Raw genomic sequence first — 17,568 nt, 5'->3', positions numbered from 1 at the left:
CCGGGATTAGGACGCGGTGCACCCGCGCGCACGGGGGTGGGCCCCGGGCGCGCGGGTGCAACCGCCGGGTCAGGCGAGTTGCACGAGCAGGTCGCCGCCCTCGACCTGCTGGATGCGGTTGATGGCGAGGCGGGTGACCGTGCCGGCCTTCTGGGCGGTGATCGTGGCCTCCATCTTCATCGCCTCGATGGTGGCCACGGTGGCACCGGCCTCCACCTCGTCGCCCTCGGCGACGGCGAGCGTCACGACACCGGCGAAGGGCGCCGCGACGTGGCCGGGGTCGGTGCGGTCCGCCTTCTCGGTGACCGGGACGTCGGAGGCCGCGGAGCGGTCGCGGACCTGGATGGGCCGGATCTGCCCGTTGAGCGAGGACATCACGGTGCGCATGCCGCGTTCGTCGGCGTCGCCGACCGCCTGGAGTTCGATGAGCAGCCGGACGCCGGGGTCCAGGTCGACCGTGTACTCCTTGCCGGGGCGCAGCCCGTAGAAGAAGTCCTTGCTGTCCAGGACGCTGGTGTCGCCGTAGGACGAGCGGTGCGTGTCGAACTCGCGGGCCGGGCCGGGGAAGAGCAGCCGGTTGAGGGTCGCCCGGCGCTCCTTGTCCAGCCCCTCCCGGTCGTCGGCGCTCAGCTCAGGCACCGGCTTGGCCTCGGCCCGCCCGCGCAGCGCCTTGCTGCGGAACGGCTCGGGCCAGCCGCCGGGCGGGGTGCCCAGTTCGCCGCGCAGGAAGCCGACGACCGAGTCGGGGATGTCGAAGCGGTCGGGCTCCGCCTCGAAGTCCGCCGGGGAGACACCGGCGCCCACCAGGTGCAGGGCCAGGTCGCCGACCACCTTGGAGGAGGGCGTGACCTTCACCAGGCGGCCCAGCATCCGGTCGGCGGCCTCGTACATCGCCTCGATGTCCTCGAAGCGGTCGCCGAGCCCGAGCGCGATGGCCTGGGTGCGCAGGTTGGAGAGCTGCCCGCCCGGGATCTCGTGGTCGTAGACGCGGCCGGTCGGGGAGGCGAGGCCCGCCTCGAAGGGGGCGTAGACCTTGCGGACGCTCTCCCAGTACGGCTCCAGGTCGCCGACAGCCCTGAGGTCCAGGCCGGTGGGCCGTTCGGTGTGGTCGGTGGCGGCCACGATCGCCGACAGGGACGGCTGCGAGGTGGTGCCGGCCATGGACGCGACCGCTCCGTCCACGGCGTCCGCGCCGGCCTGGACGGCGGCCAGGTAGGTGGCGAGCTGGCCGCCGGTGGTGTCGTGGGTGTGCAGGTGCACCGGCAGGTCGAACTCCCTGCGCAGCGCGGACACCAGGGTCGCCGCGGCCGGGGCGCGCAGCAGTCCCGCCATGTCCTTGATCGCGAGGACGTGGGCGCCCGCGTCGACGATCTGCTCGGCGAGCCGCAGGTAGTAGTCGAGCGTGTAGAGCCGCTCGGCGGGGTCGGACAGGTCGGCGGTGTAGCAGAGGGCCACTTCCGCGACGGACGTCCCCGTCTGCCGTACGGCCTCGATGGCGGGACGCATCTGCTCGACGTCGTTGAGGGCGTCGAAGATGCGGAAGATGTCGATGCCGGTGGCGGCGGCCTCCTGCACGAAGGCGTCGGTCACCTCGGTCGGGTACGGGGTGTAGCCCACCGTGTTGCGGCCGCGCAGCAGCATCTGGAGGCAGATGTTGGGCACGGCCTCGCGCAGGGCGGCCAGCCGCTCCCAGGGGTCCTCGGCGAGGAAGCGCAGCGCCACGTCGTAGGTGGCGCCGCCCCAGCACTCCAGGGACAGCAGCTCGGGCAGGGTGTGGGCGACCACCGGGGCGACGGCGAGCATGTCCTTGGTGCGCACCCGGGTGGCGAGCAGCGACTGGTGCGCGTCCCGGAAGGTGGTGTCCGTGACGCCGATGGTGGACGACTCGCGCAGCCGGCGGGCGAAGCCCTCGGGGCCCAGCTCGGCCAGCAGTTGCCGGGATCCGGCCGGGGGCTCCCCGGCGGGCACGGCCGGCAGCTTGGTCAGCGGGTCGACCAGCTCGGGGCGTTCGCCGTGCGGCTTGTTCACGGTGACGTCGGCGAGGTAGGTCAGCAGCTTCGTGCCGCGGTCGGCGGAGTGCCGGGCGGTGAGCAGGTGCGGGCGCTGCTCGATGAACGAGGTGGTGACCCGGCCCGCCTGGAAGTCCGGGTCGTCCAGGACCGCCTGGAGGAACGGGATGTTGGTGGCGACGCCGCGGATGCGGAACTCGGCCACGGCGCGCCGGGCGCGGTTCACGGCGGTGGTGAAGTCCCGGCCGCGGCAGGAGAGTTTGACCAGCATCGAGTCGAAGTGGGCGCTGATCTCCGTACCGGCGTGGGTGGTGCCGCCGTCGAGGCGGATGCCCGAGCCGCCGGGCGAGCGGTAGGCGCTGATCTGCCCGGTGTCGGGGCGGAAGCCGTTGGCCGGGTCCTCGGTGGTGATGCGGCACTGGAGGGCGGCGCCGCGCAGGGTGATGTTCTCCTGCGCGAGCCCCAGGTCCGCCAGCGTCTCACCGGCGGCGATGCGCAGCTGGGACTGGACGAGGTCGACGTCGGTGACCTCCTCGGTCACCGTGTGCTCGACCTGGATGCGGGGGTTCATCTCGATGAAGACGTGGTTGCCGTCGCGGTCGACGAGGAACTCCACGGTGCCGGCGTTGCGGTAGCCGATCTGCCGGGCGAAGTTCACCGCGTCGGCGCAGATCCGCTCGCGCAGGGCGGGGTCGAGGTTGGGCGCGGGCGCCAGCTCGATCACCTTCTGGTGGCGGCGCTGCACCGAGCAGTCCCGCTCGAAGAGGTGGATGACGTCGCCCTGCCCGTCGGCGAGGATCTGCACCTCGATGTGGCGGGGCTCCACGACCGCCTTCTCCAGGAAGACCGTGGAGTCGCCGAAGGCGGAGGCGGCCTCCCGGGAGGCCGCCTCGATGGCCTCCCGCAGCTGCTCGGGATCCTCGACCCGGCGCATGCCGCGCCCGCCACCGCCGGCGACCGCCTTGACGAACACCGGGAAACCGATGTCGTCGGCGGCGCGGACGAGTTCGTCCACGTCGGTGGAGGGCGCGGAGGAGCCGAGCACCGGTACGCCGGCCTCGCGGGCGGCGGCCACGGCACGGGCCTTGTTGCCGGTCAGTTCCAGGATCCTGGTGTCGGGTCCGACGAAGGTGATGCCGGCCTCTTCGCAGGCACGGGCCAGCTCCGGGTTCTCCGACAGGAAGCCGTAACCCGGGTACACGGCGTCGGCCCCCGCGCGGAGCGCAGCGCGGACGATCTCCTGCACGGAGAGATACGCGCGCACCGGATGCCCGGGCTCCCCGATCTCGTAGGCCTCGTCGGCCTTCAGCCGGTGCAGCGAGTTGCGGTCCTCGTGCGGGAAGACGGCGACGGTGCGCGCGCCGAGCTCGTAGCCCGCCCGAAACGCGCGGATCGCGATCTCACCGCGGTTGGCGACCAGCACCTTGCGGAACATTCTTGATCCCTTCAGCCTGCCGGGTGACGAGACCATCGTGTCGGCGCCACCTCCGGTACGCCATGTGAGCCGGGCCACTCATGGCCCGGGATTTCCCGGGGCCGGTTCACACGTCGGAGTCGATCCCGGTGACGACCGTGGGTCCGAGCGGCGCGCTGCCGCGGTCCAGGCCTGCCGTGCGCAGGGCGGAGTCCGCGATCTCCTTGGCGCGGCTCTCCGCGTGCGCCGCGGTGTCCGCCTCGACGGTGAGGCGGATGGTGAAGGTGCCGTCGTCGTTGAGCGAGAGGGCGTCCAGGTCCTCCTCGTCCCCCAGCTGGGTCCGGTGCGGGTCGTCGGGGCGCAGGGCGCGGGCGAGCTCGTCCGTCGTGGCGTCCTGGACCGCGCCGGTGAACGTGCCCGGCACCGAGATGACGTATGTCGTCATGACACTCCTCCTTCTGATCCCCTCCGCCTACCCGGATACGGTCCCGGGATCCGGCCGGATGCGTTCCGTCACCCCAGGGCGGCGGTGAGGCGGTGGCGCAGGCGTTCCACGCCGACCGGGGTGCGGAAGGGGGCCGCGACGGCGCAGTCCGGGAGTCCCGCCCTGGCCAGGGTGGTCAGCAGGGCCCGGGGGCCGCTGTCTAGGTAGGTGGTGACGCCCGCCCGGCGCAGCGCGTGCAGCGTGCGGTGGAAGGCCATGGGCTCGGTGAGGTGGGCGGCGGCCATGGCGCGCAGCTGAGCCGGGGTGTCCAAGGGACGGTCCGTGACGGTCGAGTACACGGCGAGTGCGGGTGGTGCGAGGGGCTGCGCGCGCAGGAGGCGGCGGAAGGACCGGTGGACGTCGGTGAGCAGGGGGTGGTGGTAGGCGGTGCGGCTGGTCAGCGGTGTGGCGCGGTGGCCGAGTGCGCGGGCCGCGCACGCCGCGGTGGCCAGCTGGTCGTCGGGGCCGGCCAGGACCGTCTGGGTGGGCGCGTTGCGGGCGGCGATCCGCACCCGGGCCAGTGCCCGGGTGCGGAGCAGCTCCGCTGCCCGGCCGGCGGTCAGGTCGGTGGCCAGCAGGCCGGCCGCCGGCAGCGCGGCGTCGCGCAGCAGCCGGTCGCGCAGGTGCAGCAGCCGGACGCCTTGCTCCAGGGTGATGACCCCGGCGGCGGTGAGAGCGGCGAGGTCGCCCATGCTGTGGCCGAGCACCGCGTGGACGGGCCGGGCGGCGAGGTCGAGCAGGACGGCGGCCAGGGCGGTCACCGCGGTGTAGGTGGCCAGGTCGAAGGCGAGGGGGTCGGTGCGCAGGAGCTGGTCGGGGCCGGGCGCGCCGGGGTCGGTGAGGAGACGGGCGACGGGTGGCCCGGCCGCGCCGAGGGCGGTGCTGTGGGCGTCCACCCTCCGCAGTACGTCCGCCACGGTCGGCAGGTCCCGCAGGTGGCGCAGCGCGCCGGGGAGGTAGGCCCCCTGGCCGGGGCACATCAGCACGGTGCGCGGTGTGCCTCCGGTGGGGGCCGGGCCGCCGTGGCTCATGGGGCGCCGGTGAAGGCGAGTGCGACGTTGTGGCCGCCGAAACCCATGCTCGTGGTGACGGCCGCGAGGGGTCCGGGGGGCAGTGCCGCGGGGCTGGGTCCCACGACGTTCAGGCCGATTCCGTCGATCTCGGGGTCGAGGCGTTCGAGACTGCACGCGGGCGGTGCGGTCCGCTCGCGCAGGGCGAGCACGGTGAGGACGGCCTCGATGGCGCCGGCCGCCCCGAGGGTGTGCCCGAAGGCGGCCTTGGTGGCGCTGACCGCCACGTCCTTGAGGCCCTCGGCGAAGATCCGGCGCAGAGCCTGTGCCTCGCCGAGGTCGCCGAGCGGTGTCGACGTGGCGTGGGCGTTGACGTGCCGGACCTGCCCCGGACGGAGCCCGGCGTCGCTCAGGGCCTCGTCGACGGCGGCGGCGCAGCCCGTGCCACCGGGCGCGGGCTGGGCGACGTGGTGGCTGTCGTTGGTGATGCCGGCTCCGCTCAGCCGGCCGTGGACGCGGGCGCCGCGGGCGGCGGCGTGCGCGGCGCTCTCCACGACGAGCATGCCGGCGCCCTCGCCCATCACGAAGCCGTCCCGTTCGGCGTCGAAGGGTCTGGACGCGCCCTTGGGGTCGTCCAGGCGCCGGGAGAGTGCCCGCAGCCGCGCGAACCCGGCGAGGGCGAGCGGATGCAGCGCGGCTTCGGCACCACCGGCGACGACGATGTCGGCACGGCCGTCGCGGATCATGCCGAGGGCCTGGGCGAGGGCCTCGGCGCCGGAGGCGCAGGCGCTGACCGGGGCGTGCACCCCGGCCTTGGCTTCCACCATCAGTCCCACCTCGGCCGCCGGATGGTTGGGCAGCATGACGGGGATGGCGCGCGGGCTCACCCGCCCGGGGCCCCGGGTCCGGAGGCGGTGGTCGTGCTCCAGGATGCTGGTGAAGCCACCCAGACCCACCCCTACGACCACGGCCACCCGCGAACCGTCCGCGGAGAGGGACGACGGGTCCTCGAATCCGGCGTCGCGGGTGGCCTCACGCGCGGCGACCAGGGCGAACTGCGCCGAGCGGTCGCAGTGCGCCGCCTTGGCGGAGGGCAGGACCGTGCCGGGATCGACCGCCGCGGGCGCCGCGAGGTAGGTCTGCGCGGGTCCGTCCGGCGTCGCGAAGTCGACGCGCTCGATGCCGCACACGCCGTCCAGCAGGGCCCGCCAGGTGGTGGGGACGTCGCCGCCGAGCGCGGTCGTCATGCCCAGTCCGGTGACGACGGCGTCCCGCTCGTGGCGGTCCGGGCCGGCCGCGTGTCGTGGGCTCACGCGGTGCCGCCGGCGGGCGCGGCGGCGCTCTTGGCCAGGTGGGCGGCGATCTGCCGGACCGTCGTGAGCTGTTCCGCCTGTTCCTGGGACACCTCGATCTGCCAGCGGTCCTCGATCGCGGCGATCAGCTCCAGCATGGCCAGCGAGTCGACGCCCAGGTCGTCCCTCAGGGAGGAGTCCGGTACGACTTCCTCCACGGACAGGTCCTCGACCGTGGCGGCCAGCAGTTCCCGCAGTTCGTCGACCAGTTCTCGTTCCTCGGCGGTGGATGTCATGCCGGTTCCTCCTTCTCGTCCGGCGACCTGCCGGACACGCCGACAGGTTGTCCGGCCCTCCGGCACGGCAAGCGCCGCGGAGGGAGTGACGGCGGGGTGTCGGGAGCACATGAGGGGCGTCGGCGCAGCCCCCGCGTCCTCCCTTCACGTTGAGGCGCCCCGCCGCGGGGCGAGGGCTCGGGGCGGTGAGCGCGTAAAGAGACCGCGTGCACCGGCCGGCCGGGGCCGTCCGTTCCTCAGCGGACTTTGGCGGCTCTTTTAAGGCTTTCTGAAGATGACCTTCGAACGGCCGTTTCCCGCCGTTCGGGTCCTAGGCTCTCGAACACCCCCCACAGTCCCGGTGGGCGCGGTCGCGTCCACCGGGTCCGGGTGCGGGGTCCGACAGCCGACAGACAAGCCGAGGTGTCCTGCGTATGGGTTCCCGCCGAGCCGCTCGCCCGTCCCGCTCCCACGCCCGCCCCCGCGGCGGGCTCCGGACCCGCGGGACCGCGCTGGTCCTCGGCGCGGTCACCCTGACGGCGGGCGTCGGGATCACCCTGGCGGTCGCGGACGGCGACGACGGCGGGGCCTCGGACCAGGTGAGCGCGAACGCCGCCGGGCAGACGCCGGACGCCGGGGACACGGTGAGCGGCTCGTCGCCCCTGACGTCCCCCTCGGCGAGCCCCAGGGGCACGGCGAGCGGTTCGCCGAGCGCGAGCGCGGAGCCGACGAAGAAGCCGAAGAAGACGGCGAGCCCGTCCACCAGCGCGGCGAAGGCGGACCCTCCCGCGTCCCGCACGCCCGAGAAGGCGACGGCGAAGAGCGGCGGCGACCGCTCGGCGGGCGGCGGCGACACGGGGTCGGACGGCGGGTCGGGTTCGGGGTCGGGCTCCAGTGGGTCGAGCGGGCCCGAGGCCCAGGTCCTCGCCCTGGTGAACGAGGAGCGGGCCGCCGCCGGCTGCTCGCCCGTCACCGCCAACGACAAGCTGACCCGGGCCGCGGACGACTACAGCGACGTCATGGCGAGCAGCGGTGTGATGTCCCACACGGGCCCGGACGGCTCCACCATGACGAGCCGCGTCGAGGCCGCCGGATACCAGTGGTCCACGCTCGGGGAGAACATAGCCCGCGGTCAGGCGGACGCGGCGGCGGTGATGGACTCGTGGATGAACAGCGAGGGCCACCGAGCGAACATACTCAACTGCTCCTTCAAGGAGCTGGGCGTCGGCGTCCACGTCGGCGACGGCGGCCCCTGGTGGACCCAGAACTTCGGCGCGAGCCGCTGACCCGCGTCACCGCTGAGCGCCCTCGCGGACGCCGGCCAGCACGAACGACACCCGCACCCGCGCGCCGCCCATCGGCGCGCGGGTGATCGTCAGTTCACCGTCGGCCGCGCGGGCCGCCCGGGCCACGATGTCGAGTCCGAGCCCGGTGGAGCCGCCGACGCTGACGCCCCGGGTGAGCGCCGCCTCGGGATCCGCCACGCCCGGCCCGGCGTCGTCGACGGTGAGGAAGACGTACCGCTCCTGCCGCTCCACGAGCACGGTGAAGGCGGTGCCCTGCGGTGTGTGCCGGAAGACGTTGCCGATCAGGGCGTCGACGACGGCGGCGAGGTCGTCCTCGGGGAACGCGACCGGTGCCGGGCGCGGAGTCAGGGAGCGCTGGTACGCCCGGCCCTGCTGGCCCGCGAGGACGGACCAGAACTCCAGGCGCATGGCGACCACCTCGGCGACGTCGCACGGTTTCCCCGTGCCCGCCGCCCCGCCGAGCTGCGCGGCGGCCAGGGGTGTACGCGCCGCCGCGATGATCGCGTCCAGCTCGCTCTCCAGCTGCCCGGCCGCTTCCGTGACCCGCCGGGCGCTCGGAGTCGCGCCCATCCGGTCGGCCTCCAGGTAGAGGGCGGTCAGCGGGGTGCGCAGCCGGTGGGAGAGGTCGGCGACCAGCTCGCGTTCCACCGCCAGCAGGTCCACGACCCGGTCGGCCATGCTGTTGAAGGCCACTCCGGCCTCCTGCAGTTCGGGCGGCCCGTCCGGTTCCACCCGTACGTCGAGGTCACCGGAGCCGAGGGCGAGCGAGGCGCGCTTGAGGCCGCGCGAGGAGCGGACGACGCGGGCGCCGAGCCGGTCGGCGACCAGCACCGAGCCACCGACCAGGCCGAGGGCGAGCAGGGCCATGACCCCCCACGAGGCGGCGACGCCACGGGTCAGGTCGGCCGCGGGGACGTAGGCCTCGACGACCGCGACCCGGTCGCCCCGCAGGACGACGGGCTGAAGGTAGACCCAGCCGTCGTCGGTGTCGACGGCGAGCGTCTCGCGCCCCCGTACGGCCCGGTCGAGCGCGCTCTCGGGGGCGTGCGGGGTGCCGACGAAGCCGCCGTCGGGAAGCCGGACCACGAGCTGGTCGGACGAGCCCAGCTCGGCGACGGCCTGCTGCACGTCGGCGCGCCGAGTGGTGAGGGCGAGCACCGGCGACAGTGCGGAGGCGCGCTGCTCGGCGGCGGTGGTGACCCGGTCGCGGGCCTGTTCACGCACGAGCAGGGCGAGCGGGATGAGGAACGACAGCGCCACCATCGAGGTGACGGCCAGGGCGATCCCGGCGAGGGCACGTCTCATGGCGAGCTGACCAGTTTGATTCCGATGCCGCGCACGGTGTGGAGATAGCGCGGTTTTCGCGCCTTCTCCCCCAGTTTGCGGCGAAGTGCGGAGAGGTGGACGTCCACCGTCTGGTCCTCCACGTACGGCTGCTGCCACACCTCGGCGAGTATCCGCTGCCGGGACAGGACCTGGTCGGCGTTGGCCGCGAGGTAGGCGAGCAGGTCGAACTCCCGGCGGGTGAGCGGAAGTTCCCGGCCGGCGAGGTGCGCGGTGCGGGCGGTGGTGTCGATGCGCAGGTCGGCGACCTGGAGGACGGGCCGCCGCGCCGCGCGGACGTCGGCGGGCACCGAGCGGCGCAGCACGGCGGCGAGGCGGGCGGCGAGCTGGCCGCCGGAGAAGGGCTTGACCATGTAGTCGTCGGCCCCCGCGTTGAGCAGCCGGATCACCTCGGTGTCGTCGTCGCGCGCGGTGGCGACCAGCACCGGGACGCGGGAGATGCCCCGGATCATCCGCAGCACGTCGAGCCCGTCGAGGTCGGGCAGCCCGAGGTCGAGCACGACGATGTCCGGCGGGCTCTGGGTGATCTCGCGCAACGCCTCGAAACCCTGGTGCGCGGTCTTCACGGCGTAGCCGTGCCCGGTCAGGACCTCGATCAGCGCGGCCCGGATCACGGGGTCGTCCTCGACGACAAGTACGGAGGCCATGGGCAGGCACGTTAGCCGGTCCGTCACTATGGTGTCGTGTCCCGCCTTCTGCGCTACCTGATCATCTGGCTGTCGTGCACGGCGGCCAGTGTCACGGCCGTCATCATCACGATCCACTTCGTGGTGGGCTCGACCCGGCCGACGGCACCGGTCGCGCAGTCGGCACCGAAGGAGCCGCCCGCCTCTCCCGCGCCCGGGCCGTCCAGGTCCGCGAAGCCCTCCCCCAGCGCCGCGCCCAGCAGCCGGAAGCCCAGCCCGACGCCCTCCCGTACGAGCACGAAGCCGCCGAGCCCGACCGCGAAGCCGACGCCGACCGCGCCCACCGCCTCCCCGCGACCGCCGGGCGGCGGAGGCGACCCGGGGTGCGAGGAGGGCGGCGCGGGTGTGTACACGGTGCCTTCGGAGGGCGGCAAGGCGACCGTGCGGTTCGGCGGTTCCGGGGTGTGTCTGATCTCGGCGGTGCCGAACCAGGGCTTCACGGTGAGTACGGAGCAGAGCGAGCCGGAGAAGCTGACGGTGACGTTCTCGGCGAGCCGCCACCGCTCGGAGGTCACCGCGACGACGCGGCCGCAGAGCCAGGCCAACGTCCGTGAGGTGTCGTGGTGACGTCGGTCACCCCTTGGCGCACTCGGACCCGTTGAGGCGGAACGCGGCCGGGGCGGTGTTGGCGGCGCCCTTGCCGGCCGTGAATCCGAGAGTCACCGTGGAGCCGGCCGGGATGGTGGCGGTGTAGGAGGCGGGGGCGACGCTCACCGCGCCGGCGTTCTGGGTGGCGGTGCCTCCCCACATGTTGCTGATGGTCTGGCCGTCCGCGAAGGCGAACGTCAGCGTCCAGGGGCTGATGGCGGCGGTGCCCGTGTTGCGGACGGCGATCTCGCCCTGGAAGCCGCCCGGCCACTCGCCGACGACCCGGTATCCGACGGAGCAGGCCGCTCCCGGTGTGCCGCCCTCGTCGGTGGTGACGTCGACGGTGGCCGAGCGGGCGGAGCGGTTGCCCGCCGCGTCCCGGGCGTGGACGGCGAAGACGTAGGCCGTGCCCGCGGTGAGGCCGGTCACCGTGGCGGTGGTGGTTCTGGACGCGGCGACCCCGGTCTCGGCGCCGCCGGTGACGCGCACGACGTCGTAGCCGGTCACGCCGGTGTCGTCGGTGGACGCGGCCCAGGTGAGCGTGACCGACGTGTCCGTGACCGCGGAGGCGGCGGGCGCTCCGGGTGCCGTCGGGGCCTCGGTGTCGCCCGGGGTGCCGCCGCCGTAGACGGTGGCCTCCTCGGCGGTCTGGGCGATGCCGTCGACGCCGTGGAAGATGCGCTCGCCCCAGGAGCTGAGCCGGCTGGGGTCGAAGTCGAGGGCGAGGTCGAGGACCGGGTCGGTGTTGCCGCTCCAGGACCAGGCCAGGTAGCCGAGGTCGAGCTGCTCGGCGGTGGCCATCATGGTGTCCTCGTCCGGGTCGCCCCACTGGTCGGCGGGGCCGCCGAACTCGCCTATGAGGATGGGCAGTCCGGCGTCGACGAAGGCGTTCAGGTAGTCGGTGATCTCCTGGGCCGTGTCGTAGACGCTGTACATGTGGATCGAGAAGATCAGGTTGCCGGTGGGATCTGCGTCGTACACGGACCGCGCGTCGGCCCGCATGACGCCCTGCCAGTCCTGGCCCCAGTTGGGCGCGTCCACCATGATCGTGTGCTGGAAGCCCGCGTCGCGCAGCTTCCCGACCGCCGCGACGGTCGGCCGGGTCCAGCCGGCGGGGTCGGTGTTGCCCCAGGGCTCGTTGCCGATGTTGACGACGACGTAGTCCTCCTGACCGGCCAGCACGTCCTTGAGGCCGATCCAGTAGTCGGCCGCGTGGTCGAGGGTGCCGGCCGCGGCGTCCTCGCCGTAGCCGGTGGTGTCGTGCACCTCCAGCACGCAGATCAGCCGGTTGGCCTTGCACTGCCCGACGACGGCGGCGACGTCCTCGGGGCTGTTCTCGCTCCAGCGGTGGCCGTCGGACAGGACGACGCGGACGGTGTTGGCGCCCAGCGCCTTCACGTCGGCGAGGGACTGCGTCTCGCCGGGGTACCAGGTGTGGGCGTGGTTGACCCCGCGCATGACGAAGTCGTTGCCGTTGCCCTCCAGTAACCGGCCGTCGCTGATGTGCAGGCCGGTCGCCTGCGCGCCGACCGCCGACTGGGCCGCTGCCATGGAGGGGCAGAGGGCGCCGAAGAGGACCAGCCCGGTCAGGGCGGCCAGCCCTGTCATGAGCCGGGCCAGGGGGCTCTTCGGCGTGTCTCGTCTAGCTGTGTGCACGGCGACTCCAGGAATAGTGCGGACACGGGAAGGTGGGCGTGGGAGCGCTCCCACGCCCCACCCCATCCACTCACTACGCCGCGTACACGTCAAGACGTCGCACAGAAAACGCTTGCCCCACCGCCCGTCGGCATCCGGGGGGTGGGGCGGGCCGGCGTCGTGGCCGCGTCCGGGGGTCAGCCCTCTTCGCGCAGGCCCCAGGGGGACCCGTACTCGGTGAGCAGGTCGAGGAAGGGGCGCGGCGGGAACGCCTCGGGACCGAGGACCCCGGTGCCCTGCCAGGCGCCGGTGGCGAGGAGTTCGAGGGCGACGACCGGGTTGACGGCGGTCTGCCAGACGACGGCCTGGGAACCGTACTCGCGCATCGACCACTCGTTGTCGACGACGTGGTAGAGGTACACCTCGCGCGCCGCGCCGCCCCGACTTCCCCTGACCCAGGTGCCGGCGCAGGTCTTGCCGGTCATCCGGTCGCCCAGGCCGGCCGGGTCGGGCAGGCAGGCGGCGACCACGTCGCGCGGGGACACGCCGACCGGGCCGTCCGCGCCGGGCACGGTCACCTTGGCGGTGGAGTCCAGGCCGAGTTCGTGGAGGGTCCGCAGTTTGGCGATGAAGTCCTCACCGAGGCCGTACTTGAACGTCACGCGCCCGGTGTCCACCCAGCGCGGGATGAGCAGGACCTCCTCGTGCTCGACGTTCACGCACTCCACGGGGCCGATGCCCTCGGGGAAGTCGAAGGTCTCGGGCTCGCTGAACGGCGCGGTGGTGAACCAGCCGCGGTCCTTCTCGAAGACGACCGGCGGGTTGAGGCACTCCTCGATGGTGGTCCAGATGCTGAAGGACGGGGCGAAGTCGTAGCCCTCGACGGTCAGGTTCGCGCCGTCGCGGACCCCGATCTCCTCGATGTCGTCGAAGAGTTCGTCCGCGGCGTACCGGGCGAAGACGTCGGACAGGCCGGGCTCCACACCCATGCCGACCAGGGCGACCCGGCCGGACTCGTCCCAGCGGCCGGCCAGGGCGAACTGGTCGTCGCCGAGCTTCACACCGCACTCCTCGTGCGGGCGGGAGGGGTGCGGGACGGACAGCGACATCGCCATGTCGAGGTAGTGGGTCCCGGCCGCCAGCGCCGCCTCGAACAGCGGCATCACGAAGCGCGGGTCCGTCGCGTTGAGCAGGACGTCGCAGCGCTGCTCGGTGAGCATCCGGCGTACGGCCGCGCCGTCCGAGGCGTCCAGCCGCCGGGCGCTGAAACGGTCGCCGTCCTCACCGAGCGCGGCGACCGCGGCCTCGGCACGGGCGAGGTCGTAGTCGGCCACGACCATGTGGGTCAGGAACCGCCTGCGGGCCGCGATCCTGGTGACGGCGGTACCGACACCGCCCGCGCCGACGAGGAGTACACGCATGTCGGACACCTTTCTGGCTCGTCACGGAAGACGGGCGCCTCCCGGGTACCCCCGATGGAACGGGAGCCCGAACGGTAAGGTCAACCGTGTTGGCATAACGCTGCCGCGGTGGCGGTGACGAGGAGGGGTGCGATGCCGAAGCCGGTGGTGCGGGACGAGGCGCGGCGCAGGAGGCGGCCGACCCGGCAGGGCACGGTGCTGTCCGAGACGCTCATCGTGGACACCGCGCTGCGGCTGCTGCGCGAGCACGGCGGCAGCGGACTGACCGCGCGGCGCCTGGGTCTGGCGCTGGGCGCGGACCCGAGCACCCTCTACCGGTACTTCGCGGGTATGGACGACCTCACGCGGGCCATCGGCGACGAGCTGATGGGCCGGGCCCTGGAGAGCTGGACGGCGACCGGTCGGTGGCGTGCCGACCTGCGGGCCCTGGGCCTCGCCATCCACTCGGCCTACCTGGCCCACCCGCAGGCCGCCGTGCTCACCGCGAGCCGGGTCACCGGGCGCCCACGGGAGATCGCGGTGGACGAGACCATCCTCGGCATCCTGCGCGGCGCCGGTCTGCCGGACGAGGACGCGGCCCGGATCTACCACACCTTCATCGACCAGAGCCTGGCCTTCGCGGCGCTCGACGCCGGTGCGCTGGCGCTGACGGAGGAGAGCCGGACGGCGGACGAGGACATGTGGGCCACCACGTACGCACGCCTGCCGGCGACGTCGCACCCCCACATCGCCGCCACGGCCCCGCTCCTGGCCCGGCGGATGCCGCACAGCGCCTACCCGGTCGCCCTGGAGATGCTGCTGGACCACATGGCGGCGCGTCTGGGGTCGTGAGGGACGCGCCCTCACCGCGCGTGAGGGACGCGCCCTCACCGCGGGAGCACGGCCCGCCCCCGCTCAGTCCACCGTCACCACCACGGAGTGCCACCCGCTCGCGCCGTCCGGCACGGTCTTGGTGCGCTTCTCGGTCTGCACCTCGCCGGTGCGGTCGGTGGCTCGGACGGTCAGGGTGTGGCCGCCCTTCGTGGCCTTCCAGGCGTAGGACCACTGGCGCCAGGTGTCGCGGGAGTCCTCGGCCGCGAGGGTGGCCTCCTGCCAGGGGCCGTCGTCGACGCGGATCTCGACCTTGTCGATGCCGCGGTGCTGGGCCCAGGCGACGCCCGCGACCATCACCGTGCCCGCGCCGGGCCGGCCGAAGGGCTTCGGCGTGTCGATCCGGGACTGGGTCTTGACGGGGGCCTCGCGGGCCCAGTCGCGCTTGACCCAGTACGGGTCGTAGTCGTCGAACGTCGTCAGCTCGATGTCCTTGATCCACTTGCAGGCCGAGACATAGCCGTAGAGGCCGGGCACGAGCATACGGACCGGGAACCCGTGGTCGAAGGGGAGGGGTTGGCCGTTCATCCCGACGACGAGCATCGCGTCGCGGCCGTCCATGACGTCCTCCACCGGGCTGCCGATGGTCATACCGTCCGTGGAGCGGGCGACGAGCTGATCGGCGGGGCCGCCCGCCGACGGCGGCCGCACGCCGCACTCCTCCAGGAGGTCGGCCAGCCGGACGCCGATCCAGCGGGCGTTGCCCACGTACGGGCCGCCGACCTCGTTGGACACACAGGTGAGGGTGATGTCGCGTTCGATCAGCTCGCGCCGCAGCAGGTCGTCGAAGGTCAGGGTCTTCTCGCGGGTCACTCCCTTGCCGTGGACGCGCAGCTTCCACGTCGTCGCGTCGACCTTGGGGACCACCAGGGCGGTGTCGACCCGGTAGAAGTCGCTGTTGGAGGTGAAGAAGGAGCTGACCCCGTCGACCCGTGCCTGGACGCGGCGGGGCACGGCGGGGGCGCCCGAGGCGGGCCGCGGGAGGGTGATGCTCTCGCGGGACGCGACGGCTTCGCGGCCGCCCGCGCCGCTCAGGGCCCGGCCCAGTACACCGGCCCCGGCCGAGGCGGCGGCAGCGGCGGTCGCCGCGATCACGAAGCGGCGCCGGTCCCAGTCCTCGCCCTCCGGGTCCGGGACGTCCCGGCCCGGTGCGGGCAGGCGGCCGACGAGGAAGTACAGGAGCAGCGCGCCGGCGACAGCCCCCAGCACGGAGGGCAAGGCGTCCGTGACGCCCGTGGAGTCGGGCCGGCCGAGGGCGGCGGTGGCGCCGACGACGCCGAAGACCAGGACGCCCGCGGCTCCCGTACGCCGGTGGCGGAGGGCGAGCAGGCCGAGGGCCAGGGCGAACAGCGTCAGGACGGCGAGGATGCCGAGCTGGAGGACCAGCTTGTCGTTGGTGCCGAAGGAGCGGATCGCCCAGTCCTTGACGGCGGCCGGTGTCCGGTCGATGGCGGCCCCGCCGACCGCGACGACCGGACCGGCCTGCGGTCGCACGGCCACCGCCGTCAACTCGGCGGCGGCGAGGGCCGCGCCGCCCGCGAGCAGGCCGCTCAGCGCCCCCAGTCCGAGACGGGTCCATGCTGGGGCCGGATGATTCCGCGGGGTCCTGTCGTCGTCACTCACGTCGGTAATCCGGGGCCGGGCGGCGGGCGGATTGGTGACCGCGCGCGTCCGGCCCGAAGGCGAGGCGCAGGACCGAACGCATGGCGTGCCGTATCGCCGCGCGTGCCTCGTCGGTCCGGTCGATGGTCTCGAAGCCGTGGTGGCCGTGCGGCACGTCGACCACCTCCACGTCCGCGCCGTGGTCCTTCGCCGCCGCCAGGAACTCCTCGACGGTGGCGGCGATCTCGGGCATCTCCCGTCCCACCCGGGTGAGTACGAGGGGCAGCGACCCGGCGTTCGCCAGCGCCCGCGCCGGGTGGAAGCGGGTGCCGGACAGGCCCCAGTTGGGCAGCGGGGCGAGGACCGGGTAGGTGGCGGCGAGGCAGCGCAGCCACGCCGGGGGCGCCGTCAGCCAGTCGACGGTGAGCAAGTTGCCGCCGGAGAAGAACCACAGCGCGATCCGGTCGGCGTCCACCCTGGGATCGCCCCGGACCAGTTCGACGGCGGCGGCCACGTCGGCGGCGGCCCGCTCGTAGTCGCCGAGGTCGTGCAGCCGGTGGTCGAGGAGCACACCCACCGCGCCCTCCCCGGCCGCGTACCGGGCGTACCCGGTCAGTCCCGGCCAGCCGCGCGGGGTCGGGGTCGCGTCGGCGGGTACCGGGCCGCCGTGCACGAACACCACGGCGGGGCGCGGCTCCTCGGCGTCGGGCAGGTACAGGTCGACGTTGCCGTGCCGTTCCCGGGGGACTTCGGGGACGTCCAGCACGAACGGCCGCAGGTGCGCGGGGGGTTCGGCGGCGTCGACGGGCGTCAGGCGGTGTCCCTCGCCGGCCGCGGCCCGCAGCAGTACGTCGCCGAGCCCGGCCGGGCTGGAGAGCATCGGCCAGTGTCCGGTGGGGAGTTCGAAGAACGTCACGCGCGGGTCGGTCAGGGCGCGCAGCGCGGGGTCGCCGAGACCCACCAGCATCTGGATCAGTTCGATGCTGGTGCCGTTGCCGGTGCAGAGCACTCCGCTGGAGGGCACAGTGTCGACCGCTCCGGTCAGCCGCAGCGGCTGGAGCAGGGTGCCGAGCGGCTGCGGGGCGGCGAGCGCGGTGAGCCGGTCCAGGGCCGCGGCCGGGACGCCCTCGGTGCTGCCCCAGCGCTGCCACGCGTCGTGGGACGGGGGCGGCAGCAGTCCGTCGTGGCTCTGCTCCCCGCCCAGCCGCTCGCGCAGGGACTGGTCGGGCACCGCGGCCAGCGCCGGGACGCCGTCCCGCGGCAGGCCCGAGTCGAGGTGCACGATCCGGGCGACGCGGTCCGCGCGCCGGTCGGCGGCGCCGACGGCCGGGTGGATGCCGTAGTCGTGCCCGACCAGGACGACCTTCCGGTCCGGCCCGGTCTCCACCGAGTCGATCACCGCGAGTACGTCCGCGATGTGGGTCTCCAGATCGACGCCGGTGCCCGGCGCGGCGCGCGGCCCGTCGAGGCCGGTGAGGGCGACGGTGTGTGCCCGCGCGCCGGCGGCGGTGAGGCGCGCGGCGGTGTCCTGCCAGATGTGGGTGCCGGTGAACATGCCCGATACCAGGATGAACGTGGTCATGGTCGCTCCCTCGTCGCGGAGTCCGGTACGGCGTCGTCGCGATGCCGTA

Annotated in this window: 14 protein-coding genes; 2 read left to right on the top strand and 12 right to left on the bottom strand. The window is 73.8% G+C overall.

Going from position 1 to position 17,568, the window contains the following annotated elements; translation table 11 throughout:
- Positions 1-69: 69 nt before the first annotated feature.
- From ACGF3J_RS23475 to ACGF3J_RS23455, 5 genes are all read right to left on the bottom strand, one after another.
- Positions 70-3,444, bottom strand: coding sequence for a pyruvate carboxylase (locus ACGF3J_RS23475; RefSeq protein WP_393854643.1), 3,375 nt, complete (start codon positions 3,442-3,444; stop codon positions 70-72).
- Between the two features lie 106 nt (positions 3,445-3,550).
- Positions 3,551-3,868, bottom strand: coding sequence for a hypothetical protein (locus ACGF3J_RS23470; protein WP_161330763.1), 318 nt, complete (start codon positions 3,866-3,868; stop codon positions 3,551-3,553).
- A gap of 68 nt (positions 3,869-3,936) precedes the next feature.
- Positions 3,937-4,938: an ACP S-malonyltransferase gene (locus tag ACGF3J_RS23465; protein ID WP_393854642.1), complete on the bottom strand. Its 1,002-nt coding sequence runs from the start codon at positions 4,936-4,938 to the stop codon at positions 3,937-3,939.
- Positions 4,935-6,230, bottom strand: coding sequence for a beta-ketoacyl-[acyl-carrier-protein] synthase family protein (locus ACGF3J_RS23460; protein WP_393854641.1), 1,296 nt, complete (start codon positions 6,228-6,230; stop codon positions 4,935-4,937). The genes ACGF3J_RS23465 and ACGF3J_RS23460 overlap by 4 nt, the downstream gene beginning before the upstream one ends.
- On the bottom strand, positions 6,227-6,505 hold the full coding sequence (locus tag ACGF3J_RS23455; protein WP_393854640.1) for an acyl carrier protein: 279 nt from the start codon (positions 6,503-6,505) through the stop codon (positions 6,227-6,229). The genes ACGF3J_RS23460 and ACGF3J_RS23455 overlap by 4 nt, the downstream gene beginning before the upstream one ends.
- A 413-nt stretch (positions 6,506-6,918) precedes the next feature.
- Between ACGF3J_RS23455 and ACGF3J_RS23450 the strand changes: the two genes are divergently transcribed.
- Positions 6,919-7,770, top strand: a complete 852-nt coding sequence (locus ACGF3J_RS23450) for a CAP domain-containing protein (RefSeq protein WP_393854639.1) — start codon at positions 6,919-6,921, stop codon at positions 7,768-7,770.
- A gap of 6 nt (positions 7,771-7,776) precedes the next feature.
- On the opposite strand, the gene ACGF3J_RS23445 is transcribed toward ACGF3J_RS23450, so the two are convergent.
- The 5 genes from ACGF3J_RS23445 to ACGF3J_RS23425 all read right to left on the bottom strand — a co-directional run bounded on the left by ACGF3J_RS23445 (position 7,777) and on the right by ACGF3J_RS23425 (position 13,465).
- Entirely contained in the window at positions 7,777-9,096 is a 1,320-nt protein-coding gene (locus ACGF3J_RS23445; RefSeq protein ID WP_393854638.1) for an ATP-binding protein, read from the bottom strand.
- A complete protein-coding gene (locus tag ACGF3J_RS23440; protein WP_161330565.1) occupies positions 9,093-9,782 on the bottom strand; it encodes a response regulator transcription factor in 690 nt (229 codons plus the stop codon). Before ACGF3J_RS23440 ends, ACGF3J_RS23445 begins: the two co-directional genes overlap by 4 nt.
- Positions 9,783-9,835: 53 nt before the next feature.
- Positions 9,836-10,366, bottom strand: a complete 531-nt coding sequence (locus tag ACGF3J_RS23435; RefSeq protein ID WP_393854637.1) for a hypothetical protein — start codon at positions 10,364-10,366, stop codon at positions 9,836-9,838.
- 28 nt (positions 10,367-10,394) lie between these two features.
- Complete coding sequence (locus ACGF3J_RS23430; protein WP_393854860.1) at positions 10,395-12,017, bottom strand: cellulase family glycosylhydrolase; 1,623 nt, start codon at positions 12,015-12,017, stop codon at positions 10,395-10,397.
- A gap of 224 nt (positions 12,018-12,241) precedes the next feature.
- The gene (locus ACGF3J_RS23425; protein ID WP_161330563.1) at positions 12,242-13,465 is read right to left on the bottom strand and encodes a saccharopine dehydrogenase family protein; all 1,224 of its coding nucleotides are present in this window, start codon (positions 13,463-13,465) and stop codon (positions 12,242-12,244) included.
- A gap of 132 nt (positions 13,466-13,597) precedes the next feature.
- Here ACGF3J_RS23425 and ACGF3J_RS23420 point away from each other — a divergent pair, with 132 nt between their 5' ends.
- Positions 13,598-14,296, top strand: coding sequence for a TetR/AcrR family transcriptional regulator (locus tag ACGF3J_RS23420; RefSeq protein ID WP_234957911.1), 699 nt, complete (start codon positions 13,598-13,600; stop codon positions 14,294-14,296).
- A 63-nt stretch (positions 14,297-14,359) separates the two neighbouring features.
- Here the strand turns inward: ACGF3J_RS23420 and ACGF3J_RS23415 are convergent, their stop codons facing one another.
- Both ACGF3J_RS23415 and ACGF3J_RS23410 read right to left on the bottom strand, forming a co-directional pair.
- Positions 14,360-15,958: a molybdopterin-dependent oxidoreductase gene (locus tag ACGF3J_RS23415; protein WP_393854636.1), complete on the bottom strand. Its 1,599-nt coding sequence runs from the start codon at positions 15,956-15,958 to the stop codon at positions 14,360-14,362.
- Positions 15,951-17,519 carry an alpha/beta fold hydrolase gene (locus tag ACGF3J_RS23410; protein WP_393854635.1) on the bottom strand — a complete coding sequence of 523 codons (1,569 nt, stop codon included), beginning with the start codon at positions 17,517-17,519 and terminating at the stop codon, positions 15,951-15,953. Before ACGF3J_RS23410 ends, ACGF3J_RS23415 begins: the two co-directional genes overlap by 8 nt.
- Positions 17,520-17,568: the final 49 nt, after the last annotated feature.

It is taken from the genome of Streptomyces sp. NPDC048171, assembly GCF_043202655.1.
Taxonomy (GTDB): domain Bacteria; phylum Actinomycetota; class Actinomycetes; order Streptomycetales; family Streptomycetaceae; genus Streptomyces.
Note: the sequence above shows the minus strand (reverse complement) of the source record. Positions and strands in the feature narration are given on the sequence as shown.